The following is a 14,319-nucleotide window of genomic DNA, read 5'->3' as shown; positions in this document are numbered from 1 at the left end:
TGGTGCTCTCTTCCTAGGAATGCGGACGGGACCGTGTGCGGCTGCGTGTCAGCCGACAGAGCCTTCCATCTGCAGCTCGATCAGCCGGTTCAGCTCCAGCGCGTACTCCATCGGCAGCTCGCGCGCGATCGGCTCGACGAAGCCGCGGACGATCATCGCCATCGCCTCGAACTCGGTCATGCCCCGGCTCATCAGGTAGAAGAGCTGGTCCTCGCTGACCTTGGAGACCGTCGCCTCGTGGCCCATCGACACGTCGTCCTCGCGGACGTCCACGTACGGGTAGGTGTCCGAGCGGGAGATGGTGTCGACCAGCAGCGCGTCGCAGAGCACGTTGGACTTGGCGCCCTTGGAGCCCTCGCCGATCTCGATCAGACCGCGGTAGGAGGTGCGGCCGCCGCCTCGCGCCACCGACTTGGAGACGATGTTGGAGGAGGTGTTCGGCGCCATGTGGACCATCTTGGCCCCGGCGTCCTGGTGCTGGCCCTCGCCCGCGAAGGCGATCGACAGGGTCTCGCCCTTGGCGTGCTCGCCCATCAGGTAGACGGCCGGGTACTTCATGGTGACCTTGGAGCCGATGTTGCCGTCGACCCACTCCATGGTCGCGCCCTCGTACGCCACGGCGCGCTTGGTGACCAGGTTGTAGACGTTGTTCGACCAGTTCTGGATGGTCGTGTAGCGGCAGCGGCCGCCCTTCTTGACGATGATCTCCACGACCGCGGAGTGCAGCGAGTCCGAGGAGTAGATCGGCGCGGTGCAGCCCTCGACGTAGTGGACGTAGGCGTCCTCGTCGACGATGATCAGCGTCCGCTCGAACTGGCCCATGTTCTCGGTGTTGATCCGGAAGTAGGCCTGGAGCGGGATGTCGACGTGGACACCCTTCGGCACGTAGATGAAGGAGCCGCCGGACCAGACGGCCGTGTTCAGCGCGGCGAACTTGTTGTCGCCGGCCGGGATGACCGTGCCGAAGTACTCCTTGAAGATCTCCGGGTGCTCCTTGAGCGCGGTGTCGGTGTCCAGGAAGAGGACACCCTGCTCCTCCAGGTCCTCACGGATCTGGTGGTAGACCACCTCGGACTCGTACTGCGCGGCCACACCGGCGACCAGCCGCTGCTTCTCCGCCTCCGGGATGCCCAGCCGGTCGTACGTCGCCTTGATGTCCGCGGGCAGGTCCTCCCACGACTCGGCCTGCTTCTCGGTCGAGCGGACGAAGTACTTGATGTTGTCGAAGTCGATGCCGGTGAGGTCCGAGCCCCAGGTCGGCATGGGCTTCTTGCCGAACAGCTTCAGGCCCTTGAGGCGAAGGTTCAGCATCCACTCGGACTCGCTCTTCTTCGCCGAGATGTCGCGGACGACGTCCTCGCTGAGCCCGCGCTTGGCGGTGGCACCGGCGGTGTCCGGGTCCGCCCAGCCGTACTCGTAGGTGCCCAGGCCTTCGAGCTCCGGGTGCGAAACGGTGTCAGTCATGCGAGCTTCCTAACGCGCGGAGGCTGAATCATCGGTGGACGTACCGGCAGTCGGCACTGCATCGGAGCCGCCTGCGGAGCGCAGGGCGGGCGACGATGCGGCACCGGGTGCCGGCACATAGGTGGTGCAGACCCCGTCGCCGTGGGCGATCGTGGCCAGCCGTTGCACATGGGTGCCCAGCAGCTGGGAGAAGACCTCGGTCTCCGCCTCACAGAGCTGCGGGAACTGCTCGGCGATGTGCGCGACCGGGCAGTGGTGCTGGCAGAGCTGGGCGCCCGCCGGGGCTTTCGCCGCGGCCGACGGGACTCTCCGCACCGTGGCAGCGTACCCGTCGGCGCTCAGCGCCTGGGCGAGCGCCTCGGTGCGCTCCGCGGCCTCGACCTGGTCCAGCGCGTCGAGGTACCGCTCGCCCTGCTTGCCGAAGCGGGCCCGCGCGAAGGCGGCGACCGCCTCCTCGCCGGCCTTGCCGCCGCCGACCGCGTCGGAGATCCAGCGCAGGGCGTCGGCGGCGAGCTGGTCGTACGCCTGGTAGAAGGCGTCCCGACCGGCGTCGGTGAGGGCGAAGACCTTGGCCGGGCGGCCCCGGCCCCGGCTGCCGTACACCCGCTGCTCGCGGGCGTCGACCAGGCCGGCGGCGGCCAGTCCGTCCAGGTGGCGGCGGACCGCCGCGCTGGTCAGACCGAGCCGGTTGGCCAGGTCGGTGGCGGAGGACGGGCCGTGGTCCAGGATCGATCGGGCGACCCGGTCCCGGGTGGCGCGGTGGCCGTCCAGCAGCACCTCGGCCGCCGTCGCGGGCACGGCGCAGCCGGGGGCCGACTCGGCCTCCTGCTGCGTGGAGTGCTCGCGCATGTTTTTCACAACACCAGTGTTGCGTAATTACTTCCGGGAGGACAAGCCGTGACCCACGCCTCATCCGTGGCATCTGTCACGCAGGTAAGGCTTACCTGACCTGCGAAAACGATCAGTGGAGGCCTCTCCCCACCGGTCACTGCGGCCGTTCCGGGCCCGCCTGCGGGAAGCCCACCCATCTGGAATCCGACCCTCCGCAACCCCCGCCGCCCCGGCCCGCCGCCGCGGCCCGGCCTCCCGTCCGGCCGCCGTGTTCGGTCCTCTTAGACTCGCCGGTATGCACTCCGAACCCGCGGTCCAGATCACCGGGCTGGTCAAGCGCTACGGCGAGAAGACCGCGGTGGACGGTCTCGACCTCGTCATCGCGCGCGGCGCCGTCACCGCCGTCCTCGGCCCCAACGGCGCCGGGAAGACCACCACCATCGAGGTCTGCGAGGGCTACCGCCGCCCCGACGCCGGCACTGTCCGCGTCCTGGGCCTCGACCCGGTCGCCCGGGGCGCCGAGCTGCGCCCCCGGATCGGCGTGATGTTGCAGTCCGGCGGCGTGTACGCGGGCGCGCGCGCCGTCGAGATGCTGCGCCACACCGCCAAGCTGCACGCCCACCCGCTGGACGTGGACGCCCTGGTCGAGCGGCTCGGGCTGGGCTCCTGCGGCCGCACCACCTACCGGCGGCTCTCCGGCGGCCAGCAGCAGCGGCTCGCCCTCGCCATGGCCGTGGTCGGCCGCCCGGAGCTGGTCTTCCTGGACGAGCCCACCGCCGGGCTCGACCCGCAGGCCCGGCACGCCACCTGGGAGCTGGTCCGCGACCTGCGCCGGGACGGCGTCACCGTGGTCGTCACCACCCACCACATGGACGAGGCCGAACAACTCGCCGACCGGGTCGCCATCGTCGACCGCGGCCGGGTGGTCACCGAGGGCACCCCCGAGGAGCTCTGCCGCGGCGGCGCCGAGTCCACGCTGCGCTTCGACGGGCCGCCCGGGCTGGACCTCGGCCCGCTGCTCAAGGAGCTGCCCGAGGGCGCCACCGCCACCGAGCCCACCCCCGGCGGCTACCTGATCGGGGCTCCCGTGGACCCGCAGCTGCTGGCCACCGTCACCGGCTGGTGCGCGGCCTCCGGCATCCTGCCCGAGCGGCTCTCCGTGCAGCGCCGCAGCCTCGAAGACGTCTTCCTCGACCTGACCGGACGGGACCTCCGCTCATGACCTCCGTGGACTACTCCCCGAAGCCGGGCGCCGCGCCCGTCGGCCGGATGCTGCTCGCGCAGACCGCCTTCGAGACGAAGATGCTGCTGCGCAACGGCGAACAGCTGCTGCTCACGGTGATCATCCCGACGGTGCTGCTCGTCCTCTTTTCTTCCGTCGACATCGTCGCGGTGGAGGGCCCCGGCAAGCGGGTCGACTTCCTGGCGCCCGGCCTGCTGGCGCTGGCCGTGATGTCCACCGCCTTCACCGGGCAGGCCATCGCCACCGGCTTCGAGCGGCGGTACGGCGTGCTGAAGCGGCTCGGCGCCAGCCCGCTGCCGCGCTGGGCGCTGCTGACCGCGAAGACGGGCTGCGTGCTGGTGACTGAGGCGCTGCAGGTGGCGCTGCTGAGCGTGATCGCGCTGGCGCTCGGCTGGTCCCCGCAGGGGGACCCGTTCAGCGTCGTCGCCCTGCTGGCCCTCGGGACGGCCGCGTTCTCCGGCCTCGGCCTGCTGATGGCCGGGACGCTCAAGGCGGAGGCCACGCTGGCCGCGGCCAACCTGGTCTTCATCCTGCTGCTGCTGGCCGGCGGCGTGGTCGTGCCGCTGAGCAGGTTCCCCTCCGCCGTCCAGTCGGTGCTGGAGCTGACCCCGATCGCCGCACTGTCCGACGGCCTGCGGTCCGTCCTCCAGACCGGCGCGGGCGTGCCGTGGGCGGACCTCGGCATCCTGACCGGCTGGGCGGTACTCGGCCTGGCCGCGGCGGCCCGCTTCTTCCGCTGGGAGTGAGTGGCGGGGGCGGGCTCGCCGCGCGGCCCGGCCGGGCCGCGTCCTGAGGATCTGAGGATCAGGGTTCGTCCGGTTCATCCGGTTCCCTGGGTCGGCGGTAGCGGGCGATCTGCTGCCGGGTGCTGTGCCACCGCAGTCGCGCCTGGTCGATCACGGTGTGCCACTCGCGGCGGATCTCGTCGTCGGGCGGTCGCTCGCCCCTGGCGATGCCGACGAGCTCCTCGCGCACCTCCCGCCCGAGTGCGGCCGACCCGACGATGACGAGCATGGCGCCGAAGAGCGCCGAGAGCGTCGCGAAGACGGCGCCCACCGCGCCGTAGCGGGTGGCCGAGGAACTGAACAGGTGCGGCAGGTAGACCGTCGCGCCCACCGAGTACACCGCCACCAGGACGCCCCCGACGGCTCCGAACGGGATCAGGGCGCGCCAGGCGATCCGCCGCGCGGTGAGGATCCAACCGCTCCAGACGAGGAAGACCGCGGTCACCGGCGCCTCGACCGCGGCCGCGGCCACCCCCAGGCGCCCGTGACCGAGGAACCCGTAGACCAGGCCGGTGACCGTCCCGTAGCCCGCGAGGCCGGCCACCCACAACAGGTCGTTCAGCGTGTTGCGCACACTGAGCGGCCTGAGCTCCCAGGTCTGTTCGAACAGGCGCTGGACCGCACGCGCGAAGCTCAGCACCGAGATCACGAGGAACACCGCCCCGAAGATGCCGACGGTCGTACTCGTGTCGGACGACAGCGAGAGGACCTCCCGGACGGCCTCGGCGCCTTCCCCGGTGAGCTGGTAGCGGTTGATGATCCGGTCCGCCGCGTCCTGGTGCCCCGTGTGCGTCAGGATGCTGCCGACGAGGATCGAGAGCGGGACCGTCGCGGCCAGTGCCCCGGCGGCCAGGGCCATCGAGCGGTCGAAGCCCACGAGCTTCTGGAAGCGGCTGACGCAGCGCAGGGCGAAGGCCGGGCGCAGCCAGAACGTCAGCGTTCTGATGACGCGCTCGCGGCTGGTCTGGGCCGTCATGCGCTCCTTGGATCCCCGAGGTCCTGTCCTGGCTGTGAGCGTAGCCCGCCCGGCCCTTGGCGGGCGCTCGTGACGCGGCCGTACCGGTCCGCCCGCACGGGCGACCCGCCCGGCGGTCACGGGCAGCCCCATCGGTTTCCGACCGCGCCCGGCGCGCGAGGGCGGCGGGGTGCGGCGAGGCCCCCGCCCTGAGTGGGCGGGGGCCTTCGTGTCGCGCTCAGGTGGGTATGCGGTGGCGGCCCTGGGGGTTGGCGGTGGTGTTGCGGTGGTGGGTTTCGGGGCCGTAGTGGCCGGCCTGGCGGGCGATCCAGGCGTACTCGGCGGTGCCGTCGGGGAGTTGGCGCAGTTCCCAGCGGCCGTGGCGGGTGATCGGCTTCGGGGCGAGGGGCTGGGTGTCGTCGTTGACCTTGAGGGCGGTGAGGACGCCGAGGGCGACGGTGGCCAGGGCCAGCGCGAGGAGGGTGAGCAGGGCCGCGCCGACCAGGAAGCTCGCGGTGCCGGTCCTCATCGGCGGATCCCGATCACGCGGCGCCCGAGGTGGGCGGCGAGCGAGTGGAGGAGCTCCTCGGCCTGGTCGCGGGTGAGCGGGAGGGCGAGCTGCTCGCCGGGCCCGGCGTGCACGTCGAGGTCGACGGCCAGCCGGAGCTGGACGGCGGCGTCGGGGACGGTCTCGACGGTGAGGTAGGCAACGGTGGTGCGCTCCACGTGGGTGGAGGCCGTCACCATCGGGATCACGACTCCCACGGCTCGCTCCTCCCGGTGTCGCGGAGCAGCTGGAGGAGGTTGACGAGGGTGGCGAGCGGGGCGTGGCCGAAGTTGATCAGGATGCGGCCGTCCACGGGGCCGTGGTGGGTGGTGGCGGAGCCCCACCGGATGCCGAACTCGGCGCCCTTGGCGTGGAGTTCGCGGAGGAGTTCGGTGACCTGGGCCTCGGTGTAGTCGCGCATCCGGGGGTCGTCGGGCGCGATCGGGGAGCGGTTGTCGTTCACGCGACGGCGTCCAGCTCGAACCAGACGAACTTGCCCTTGCCCCGCTTGAGCGGCGCCGCGCCGAAGCGGTCGGTCAGCGAGCGGACCAGGTGCAGGCCCCGGCCGGAGAGCTCGTAGGGATCGGCGGACGTGCGCGGTTCGGGCAGGACGGGGCTGTCGTCCGCGACCGAGACGCGGACGGTGCGGTCGGCGAGGAGGGAGACGACCACGGTCGGCGCGGGGCTGCCCGCGTGGCGCCAGGCATTGACGAACAACTCATGCAGGGCGAGTTCGGCGTCGCGGATCAGGTCGTCCGGCCAGCCGACGGCGGCGAGGACGTCGCGCAACGCCTCCCGGGCGGCGGACCAGTCAGGGGGGTTGAGGGCACACATGGGGAACCTCCGGATGAGGTCAGTGGAGTGGGGTTCGTCGATCACCGGCGGATACGCCACCGTGAGCCAGGCCAGGACATGGCTGCTCTGCGGTGCGAGGGCAGCAGGCGCCTACTGCCCTGGAAACAGGCGTTACTGACGATCCGTCGGATCGTGACGAACGCTGACGCTACAGCAAGAGTTTCACATGAGGAACTCATTCGCCTGAACGTCACCCGCAGGCGGTACGCAGAGGCCGATTGGTGGACCGAAACGCCTGGCAGGCGGCAGACTTGGCACACTTCACGTAAGGAACGAACGAATGCCGCCACGTCGCAACCCATCCTTGAGGCAACGCCGACTCGGCGCCGAGCTTCGGAGGATTCGCGAGGCTTCGGCGCTCCGCGGGCCGCAGCTGGCCAGGATTCTCGACATCGACGTGAGCCAGGTCAGCCAGATGGAGTCCGGCAGGATCGGGGTCAGCCGTCAGCGCCTGCGGGACATCGCCAACGCTTGCAAGTGCCTGAACGAGCCACTGATCGACGCACTCGGCAATATGACGCAGGACCGGACAAAGGGCTGGTGGGAGGAGTATCGCGGACTACTACCCAGCGTCTTCCTCGAATCCGCCGAGCACGAGGACTTCGCATCAGGAACGCTCAAGGTCTGGACCTCGGCGTTCCTTCCGGGACTCCTGCAGACCAGTGACTACGCGAACGGGATGTTCAGTCGGAGGATCCCCCGCCTCACGGCCGACGAGATCGATCTACACACGGGCTTCCGCACTCAGCGCAGAAACATGCTCCTCCGAAGCCCTCAGAAGAGGCTGGAGGCATACGTACACGAGTCCAGCCTCCTCACCCGCTTCGGCGGCACTGAAGCCCTGCGCGACCAGCTTCGACGCATGATCGACGACTCGTTCCGGGACAACATAAGCATCCGTGTAGTCCCCTTCAACGTCCACACCCATCCAGGACCGATCGAGAGCATCATCTACAGCTTCGGCAAGGTTCCCGAGCTCGACACGGTCGAAATGGAGTCCTCGCGAGGCCCGATCTTCTTCGACGCCCCGAGTGAGCTTGCGTCCTATCGCGCCATCTTTGACCGTATCGAAAAGGCGGCACTCACCGAGGAAGATTCGCGAAACATGATCCACGATACGGTTCGAACGCTGAAAGACTGAAATGATTCAGATCAAATGGCAGAAGTCGTCCTTCAGTAGCTCCAGTGACAATTGCGTCGAGGTACGTGCCACCCACGACCTGGTCGAGCTCCGCGAATCCGACGACGGCGACATCATCCTCCGCACCACCCCCGCCAAGTTCGCCGCTTTCCTCCAGGACGCCAAGGCCGGCAAGTTCGACCACCACGCCGACCGCAGCGCCTGAGGACCAGCAGCACGAGACCTATGGGAGAACCACAATGCCTGATGCCAACTGGCAGAAGTCGTCCTTTAGCAGCGCCGGCGAGAACTGCGTCGAGGTGCGAACCGCCGACGGGCTGGTCGAGGTCCGCGAGTCCGACGACGGCGACATCATCGTCCGCACCACCCCCGCCAAGTTCGCCGCCTTCGTCCAGGGCATCAAGGCCGGCGAGTTCGACCACCACGCCTCCCCCCTGTAGCGAGCCGTTCCGGCGGCCCCTTGCTCCTCGCAAGGGGCCGCCGACGGGGTGACTGTTCGACGGGTCGTGACAGGTTCGCGACGGATTGACACTTAGCGTGACGGAATGACCACAGATCATCCTTCCGGTGTCGCCGCGCCCTCGCGGATCGTCCGGCACCCCGGCCTCGCGCCACTGTTCGTGCTGGCCCTGGCCCTGCTCACCCTCGTCGCCACCATCACCCCCGCCGCGGCCGCGCGCCGGGTGGGCGGCCTGCTCGGGGTGAACCTCGTCAACAGCAGCGACCGCGACCTGACCTTCACCACCCTCCAGGTCACCGACGGCTGTGCCTACACCAACCCGCCGGCGCGACTCGCCGCCCTCGGCGGCACCGGGCAGTTCAACGTCGGCGTGTGCGAGGGCTCCAACGGCGCCTCGGGCACCGTCAGCTACCAGGTGGGCGGCGAGAGCCAGGGCACCCTGATCACGCTCGGCTGGAACGTCCCGGCCCCGCTCGACCAGCCGAACACCTTCACCGAGGCCGTGCCCACGGGCTACGTGGCGAGCCACACCGGCGGCACCGACGCCTTCACCCCCGTCACCTTCACCGTCGACTGCAACTCCACCACCTGCGACGGGATCCCGGACGACTGGAAGCGCAACGGCGTCACGATCAAGCCCAGTGACGGCAGCCCCGACCAGTTCATCGACCTCAAGGCGATGGGCGCCGACGTGAACAAGCCGGACATCTTCGTCCAGGTCGACTGGATGGCCGACGACACCCACAGCCACGCGCTCACCAACGACGCGATCAGGAAGGTCGTCGACGCCTTCAAGAACTCCCCGTTCAACCGGCACAGCCCCACCACGGGGATCAACCTGCACGTCGACGCCGGGCCGGACAGCTTCCTCGACTACAGCAAGAACACCACCTGGGGGGCGCTCAGCAAGGCGAAGAAGCAGACCGAGGCGGCCAACCTCGGCACGGTGGACGCCAACGGGCGCTACCTGTGGAACGACTTCAACAAGATCAAGACGGCCAAGGGCGGCTTCATCAGCACCGGGCGGAGCTCGCTCTTCCACTACGCCATCGCGGCGCACAACCTCCAGCCCGGCGTCACGTACAGCGGCATCGCCGCCGGCGTGCCGGGCAGCGACTTCATCATCAGCCTGGGGAGCTTCGACAACAAGGTCGGCAACACCAACCAGCAGGCCGGCACGCTGATGCACGAGCTGGGGCACGACCTGGGCCTGAAGCACGGCGGAAACACCGACACGCCCAACCACCAGCCGCAGTACTTCAGCGTGATGAACTACTCCTACCAGCTGGGCGGCCTGTCGATCGGCACCACCACCGGGGTCATGGACTACTCGCGGGCGGTGGGCTCGCTGACCGAGCCGACGCTGAACGAGCGCCAGTTCCCGGCCAGCTCCGCCGGCTACGACGTCATGCACTGGTGCCCGAACACCAAGCAGGGCTCCCGGTTCGTCACCGTCCAGGCGAGCGCCGCCCAGGTCGACTGGAACTGTGACGGCATGATCAGCCCGAACATCGTCGCGTTCGACACCAACAACGACGGGGCCCAGACCACGCTGCCCGGCCACGGCGACTGGGACAACATCCAGCTGCGCGGCGGCTCGATCGCGCACTCGGGCGCAGCCGGGGTTCCGGCACCGACCGAGGAGAACGAGATCACCCTGGAGGAGGCCGCCATGGAGCTGCCGCTCGACACCCTGCCGCCGGTCACCACCGCGCGCACCCACCCCGGGCCCGACCGGCACGGTGTCTACCACTCGGACGTCCTGGTCACCCTCGACGCCACCGACGACATCAGCGGCGTCGCGATGACCGACTACCGGGTCGACGGCGGCGCGTGGACGCGCTACACCGACCCGTTCACGGTGAGTGGCGACGGCCGCCACGAGGTCGAGTACCGCTCGGACGACCACGCGCAGAACGTGGAGCAGGAGCACTGCCTGGAGATCCGGATCGATTGCGACCCCCACGACACGGAGCCGTGGGACGCCTCCGACGGCTCCCAGCAGGGCTGAGCCGGTCCCAGCCTGACGCAGCACCAACGGGCCCGGGCCACCGCGAGGTGGCCCGGGCCCGTGGTGTGCGGCGCGACCGCTATGGCGGAGGCACGCAGTGGCCGTTCCGGCGGCCCGCCGGCGGTGTGCGCGACCGAACCACGCCCCCGTACGGTGCACACGGCCCACCGGGAACGCCCCGCGCCGCACCGTCGCATCGGCGTTACGGTGAAGGGGACGGCAGGTGCCCAGGACCGCCACGGAGCCACGCGTCACGCCCGTCCGGCGATCGGTCCACCCGTCTCCCACGTCACCTCAGGGCCCACCCGGCCCGGAGATTGGAAGCCGATCGACATGGCGCTCGACCAGTTCATGAAGGAGTGTCCGGGCGGGTACCAGATCCAGGCCGCCGACGTCATGGCCTACGGCACCCTGGGGGCGACCGTCATGTGGGACGGCAAGTTGGCGTCCATCACGGCGGGCCACGTGGTGGACTCGGTCGGCGCGCCGGTCTTCCAGCCCTCATGGCACGGTAGGCGCCGTGAGGACGTGCACATCATCGGGCGCGTTTCGGGGCGGTCGAAGTACTTCACCTACCGGGACGCGGTGGAATACACGGCGCGCCGCGAGGACATGCTCTACGACTTCGCGTGGATGGCTCCGGTGGCGGGAGAGACGGTCTCACAGATCCCGGGGATCTACACCGGCGACGGTCCGCTGGGGACGCGGGATCCGAAGGACGGCGAGGTCGTGAGCTGGCTCGGCAAGAGCACAGGAGCCGTTCAGCACGGGAGGGTGGTGGACGTCGACCGCTGGGTGTTCCGAGGAGACAACCAGCAGGGGTACATCAGCCTCGGCCCGTGCACACAGATCGAGGGCGGTAACGGTCTGGACGGGGACTCCGGTGCGGCCATCGTGTCCCAGGAGGACGGAAAGGTCATCGGCGTGCACATCTTTGCCGAAACCAGAACCCGGACCTACACCTTGGCCTCCAGAATTCCCCCGACCTCCGAGGACCTGATCCAGCACAGCACCCAGACGGTGGACGAGGAGACACACCTCCGGAGACTGGAGAAATGGCGGAACAGCAGGCCCTGAATCGGCCCGGCGGGTCAGCGCCTCCCGGCTCAACCGCCGCCGGGCTGGGAGCCCTGCGTGCGGCGGTCCTGGAGCCAGCGCTCGCTCTGCCGCGCCCACACGCCCTGGTACTCGTCGAAGAGCGGGCGCAGCCGGTCCTGGGTGAGGTCGTCGGCGGGCGTCGAGGCGATGAGGTACTCCAACTCGGCGGCGAGACGCTGGAACCGGTACTGCGACTCCTCCATCAGCACCCAGCGCGACCGCCAGTTGAAGAACGACTCGACGGCTCCCAGCAGGGTCACCACGGCCACGAGGGCGAAGCCCAGCCCGGCCCAGAAGTCCAGGTCCTGTAGGCCGAGGATGATCGTCGAGGCGGCGGACAGCAGGAGCGTCAGCACCTTCAGGGCCGAGGAGGCCAGGCGGAAGGTCCGCTTCTTCCTCCGGACGTGGAGGCTGCCCTCCCGGATCCGCTCCAGGAGGTGCCCGGCGGTCTCCACCGGCGTCGGCCCCACGCGCCCAGACCCGTCAGCTTCCACGTCTCCCCCATCGTTGCCCTGCGCGACGCCCCCGCCGACCGCGACCGAAGGGTCTCACACCGCACCCCGCCACGGCCGCCGCTGCCCCCACCCCACCGGCCGGAACGGGAAGTCGGCCCCGCCGGGGACACCCCGCGCCGCGCCGCCGCATCGGCGTTACGGTGAATGAGGTAGCAGGTGCCCACTCCCTGAGCAGGGGCCCCGGCAGGCTAGGCCCCGTCCGGGCCTAGGCGACGGCCGCGAGGATCGGCGCCCAGACGGCACCGGTGAGCGCGTCCACCACCTGCTGCTCGGAGAGCGGCGGAGCGGGGCGGGTCAGCTTCGGCGTCTCGCTGCCGGTGCCGCCGCCGATGCTGTTCCACTCCACCAGCTGGAGCTGCGCACCGGTCGACTTCAGGGTCACCGTCACCGTCCAGCGGTGGGCGGTGTCGGCGCGGACCGGGTGCTCGGCCGCGCTCTTCTCCGACATCACCACGGCCCCGCCGGGAAGCTCGGCGCTGCTCGGCAGTTCACGCAGGGTGCAGGTGTCACCTGCGGCGCGGGCGGGCGTCTGCTTGCAGCTCAGCCCGCCGCCGTCCCCGAGCGGCATCTTGAGCCGCACCGTCGAGACGCCGACGAAGGCCGCGCCCTGGCCGTCGTCGAGGACGAGCCCGGCGTTGGCTACGAGCCCGCCGGACGGGTCCGAGGGGTTGTTGCTCTGACCGGTCACCTGGCTGAACCGGCCCCCGGGGAAGGTCCGTTCCAGGGCCTCGATCATCTGGGTGTCGGTGATCGCGGAGCGGGGCAGCGCCAGCGCCGCCGGCTCGAAGTCGGATCCGGCGGAGCGGCCCGCGGCGAGCACACCGGGCAGCGCCACGACGGTGGCCGCGATCACGGCGCAGGCGCCGACACCCGCGGCGATCCCGATATTGCGCCGGCGCCGTCGGCTGCGTCCGCGCTCGACGGCCCGGCCCATGAGCGCGGTCAGATCGGGTTCGAGGGAGTCGGTCGTACGGTCCAGGGCATGGGCGAGGTCTGCTTCGAACGGCATGCTGGCGTCACCTTGTTCTGTCGCTGTTCTGTCGCTGATGGAGGGCCTTGCGGCGGTTGTGACCTGTGCGCACACCGGTGCTCAGTGCGGAACCAGGTCGGAGAGGCTGTCGCCGAGCAGCGCACGCACCCTGGCGAGCGCCCGGGTGCCCTGGGAGCGGACCGCGCTCCTGCTCAGCCTGAGCATCTCGGCGGTCTCCTCGATGCTGCGGTCCTCCCAGTAGCGCAGCAGCAGCACCGCCCGGTCGCGGGGCGGCAGTTGGCCGAGCGCGTCCAGCAGGGTGAGCCGCAGGGCGGTGTCCGGGGCGGTCGCCGCGCCGTCGGGCATGGTCCCGGTGGGGCGCTCGCCGGTGCTTCGCCGACGCCGCAGGCTGAGGAAGGTGCGGACCAGGACCGTCTGGGCGTAGGCCGCCGGGTTCTGCGCACCGGACACCCGGTTCCAGTGCACGTACACCCGGCTGAGGGTCTCCTGGACCAGGTCCTCGGCGAGATGCGCGTCGCCGGCGGCGAGCACGTACGCCGAGCGGTACAGCGGCTTCGTCCTCGCGGCCACGAACTCCAGGTACGCATCCTCCTGTGCTGACTTCACTCGGTCCCCGCCTGTTCGCTTGCTTCGTGATCCCCGTGCATACCCCTCATGACTACGCGAGTCGGCGGGATGTCGTGCGGGCGAGCCACCTTCTTTTTGTTCCTCCGCCATTTGTCCCTCCGCCGCTGCGCGGGCGGCGCGGCCGCTTCCGATAGGTTCGAGCACATCCCGTGGCACGACGGGCCCGGACCAACGCATGAGGGAGCTCATGGCCGCCATTCACCACACCACGATGACGCCCACCAAGCTGGAGCTGCTCACCGGCTGGCTGCCGAAGCAGAGCTGGTACGCGGGCGATGCCGGGTCCCCTGAGCTGGTGCGGGCCGGCGGCTTCCGCCTGGACGATCCGGAGGGTGCGGTCGGGATCGAGTTCATGGTCGTGGTGGACTCCGCCGGGCGGCAGCCGGTGGCGTACCTGGTGCCCCTGGCCTACCGCGGTGCAGCGCTGGAGGGCGCCGACGACGAGGCGCTGATCGGCACCTCCGAGCACGGGGTGCTGGGCACCCGGTGGATCTACGACGGCGTCCACGACCCGGTGGTGAAGGCGCAGTTGCAGGCGCTGCTGCGGGGCGAGGCGGTGCCGCAGCACCAGAGCACGAGCGACACCCCCGACCCGACCGTCACCGTGCACGGAACCGGGCTCGGCGACGCGCCCGACGTTCGGCTCAACCGCGTGCTGCGGCCGACGGAGCCCGCGCAGGGCCCGTCCGTGGACCTCGTCGCCGGGTGGGTCTGGCCGGACGGCACGGCCGTGCGGGGCGTCCTCGCGACCGCCGCCCCGAGGTAGCAGCCCGCGCGAGCTCTCCCCGGGAGTGGG

Annotated in this window: 18 protein-coding genes; 8 read left to right on the top strand and 10 right to left on the bottom strand. The window is 70.3% G+C overall.

The annotated features are described in order from the left end of the window. Positions 1 to 48: 48 nt before the first annotated feature. Both sufB and ACGFZP_RS22935 read right to left on the bottom strand, forming a co-directional pair. A complete protein-coding gene (gene sufB / locus ACGFZP_RS22940) occupies positions 49 to 1,464 on the bottom strand; it encodes a Fe-S cluster assembly protein SufB (protein ID WP_387941605.1) in 1,416 nt (471 codons plus the stop codon). 9 nt (positions 1,465 to 1,473) lie between these two features. Further along, complete coding sequence (locus ACGFZP_RS22935; protein WP_392936336.1) at positions 1,474 to 2,313, bottom strand: helix-turn-helix transcriptional regulator; 840 nt, start codon at positions 2,311 to 2,313, stop codon at positions 1,474 to 1,476. Positions 2,314 to 2,590: 277 nt separating this feature from the next. Here ACGFZP_RS22935 and ACGFZP_RS22930 point away from each other — a divergent pair, with 277 nt between their 5' ends. Continuing rightward, the gene (locus ACGFZP_RS22930) at positions 2,591 to 3,517 is read left to right on the top strand and encodes an ABC transporter ATP-binding protein (RefSeq protein ID WP_392935940.1); all 927 of its coding nucleotides are present in this window, start codon (positions 2,591 to 2,593) and stop codon (positions 3,515 to 3,517) included. After that, entirely contained in the window at positions 3,514 to 4,284 is a 771-nt protein-coding gene (locus tag ACGFZP_RS22925) for an ABC transporter permease (protein WP_392935938.1), read from the top strand. Before ACGFZP_RS22930 ends, ACGFZP_RS22925 begins: the two co-directional genes overlap by 4 nt. A gap of 58 nt (positions 4,285 to 4,342) precedes the next feature. On the opposite strand, the gene ACGFZP_RS22920 is transcribed toward ACGFZP_RS22925, so the two are convergent. From ACGFZP_RS22920 to ACGFZP_RS22900, 5 genes are all read right to left on the bottom strand, one after another. Continuing rightward, a complete protein-coding gene (locus tag ACGFZP_RS22920; protein WP_392935936.1) occupies positions 4,343 to 5,299 on the bottom strand; it encodes a YhjD/YihY/BrkB family envelope integrity protein in 957 nt (318 codons plus the stop codon). Between the two features lie 217 nt (positions 5,300 to 5,516). Then, positions 5,517 to 5,807, bottom strand: coding sequence for a hypothetical protein (locus ACGFZP_RS22915; RefSeq protein WP_392935933.1), 291 nt, complete (start codon positions 5,805 to 5,807; stop codon positions 5,517 to 5,519). Continuing rightward, the gene (locus ACGFZP_RS22910; protein WP_392935931.1) at positions 5,804 to 6,043 is read right to left on the bottom strand and encodes a hypothetical protein; all 240 of its coding nucleotides are present in this window, start codon (positions 6,041 to 6,043) and stop codon (positions 5,804 to 5,806) included. The genes ACGFZP_RS22915 and ACGFZP_RS22910 overlap by 4 nt, the downstream gene beginning before the upstream one ends. After that, a complete protein-coding gene (locus tag ACGFZP_RS22905; protein ID WP_392935929.1) occupies positions 6,031 to 6,288 on the bottom strand; it encodes a hypothetical protein in 258 nt (85 codons plus the stop codon). Before ACGFZP_RS22905 ends, ACGFZP_RS22910 begins: the two co-directional genes overlap by 13 nt. Further along, complete coding sequence (locus tag ACGFZP_RS22900; RefSeq protein WP_392935926.1) at positions 6,285 to 6,659, bottom strand: ATP-binding protein; 375 nt, start codon at positions 6,657 to 6,659, stop codon at positions 6,285 to 6,287. Before ACGFZP_RS22900 ends, ACGFZP_RS22905 begins: the two co-directional genes overlap by 4 nt. A 301-nt stretch (positions 6,660 to 6,960) precedes the next feature. On the opposite strand from ACGFZP_RS22900, the gene ACGFZP_RS22895 reads away from it, so the two are divergent. The 5 genes from ACGFZP_RS22895 to ACGFZP_RS22875 all read left to right on the top strand — a co-directional run bounded on the left by ACGFZP_RS22895 (position 6,961) and on the right by ACGFZP_RS22875 (position 11,369). Then, complete coding sequence (locus ACGFZP_RS22895; RefSeq protein WP_392935924.1) at positions 6,961 to 7,821, top strand: helix-turn-helix domain-containing protein; 861 nt, start codon at positions 6,961 to 6,963, stop codon at positions 7,819 to 7,821. Between the two features lies 1 nt (position 7,822). After that, positions 7,823 to 8,026, top strand: a complete 204-nt coding sequence (locus tag ACGFZP_RS22890; RefSeq protein WP_392935921.1) for a DUF397 domain-containing protein — start codon at positions 7,823 to 7,825, stop codon at positions 8,024 to 8,026. Positions 8,027 to 8,060: 34 nt separating this feature from the next. Continuing rightward, entirely contained in the window at positions 8,061 to 8,261 is a 201-nt protein-coding gene (locus ACGFZP_RS22885; protein ID WP_392935919.1) for a DUF397 domain-containing protein, read from the top strand. A 105-nt stretch (positions 8,262 to 8,366) separates the two neighbouring features. Next, a complete protein-coding gene (locus ACGFZP_RS22880; protein ID WP_392935917.1) occupies positions 8,367 to 10,292 on the top strand; it encodes an OmpL47-type beta-barrel domain-containing protein in 1,926 nt (641 codons plus the stop codon). 333 nt (positions 10,293 to 10,625) lie between these two features. Then, positions 10,626 to 11,369 carry a hypothetical protein gene (locus ACGFZP_RS22875; RefSeq protein ID WP_392935913.1) on the top strand — a complete coding sequence of 248 codons (744 nt, stop codon included), beginning with the start codon at positions 10,626 to 10,628 and terminating at the stop codon, positions 11,367 to 11,369. A 29-nt stretch (positions 11,370 to 11,398) separates the two neighbouring features. On the opposite strand, the gene ACGFZP_RS22870 is transcribed toward ACGFZP_RS22875, so the two are convergent. The 3 genes from ACGFZP_RS22870 to ACGFZP_RS22860 form a co-directional block, all read right to left on the bottom strand. Then, positions 11,399 to 11,860 carry a DUF4231 domain-containing protein gene (locus tag ACGFZP_RS22870; RefSeq protein ID WP_392935910.1) on the bottom strand — a complete coding sequence of 154 codons (462 nt, stop codon included), beginning with the start codon at positions 11,858 to 11,860 and terminating at the stop codon, positions 11,399 to 11,401. 250 nt (positions 11,861 to 12,110) lie between these two features. Then, positions 12,111 to 12,914 carry a hypothetical protein gene (locus ACGFZP_RS22865; RefSeq protein WP_392935907.1) on the bottom strand — a complete coding sequence of 268 codons (804 nt, stop codon included), beginning with the start codon at positions 12,912 to 12,914 and terminating at the stop codon, positions 12,111 to 12,113. An 81-nt stretch (positions 12,915 to 12,995) separates the two neighbouring features. After that, a complete protein-coding gene (locus ACGFZP_RS22860) occupies positions 12,996 to 13,502 on the bottom strand; it encodes a SigE family RNA polymerase sigma factor (protein WP_392935904.1) in 507 nt (168 codons plus the stop codon). A 208-nt stretch (positions 13,503 to 13,710) separates the two neighbouring features. Between ACGFZP_RS22860 and ACGFZP_RS22855 the strand changes: the two genes are divergently transcribed. Continuing rightward, positions 13,711 to 14,289 carry a 1,4-alpha-glucan branching protein gene (locus ACGFZP_RS22855; protein WP_392935903.1) on the top strand — a complete coding sequence of 193 codons (579 nt, stop codon included), beginning with the start codon at positions 13,711 to 13,713 and terminating at the stop codon, positions 14,287 to 14,289. The last annotated feature ends 30 nt before the right edge of the window (positions 14,290 to 14,319 follow it).

This window comes from Kitasatospora sp. NPDC048239 (genome assembly GCF_043202015.1).
Lineage (GTDB): Bacteria > Actinomycetota > Actinomycetes > Streptomycetales > Streptomycetaceae > Kitasatospora.
The sequence above is the reverse complement of the archived record's forward strand: the minus strand, read 5'-3'. Positions and strand labels throughout refer to the sequence as shown.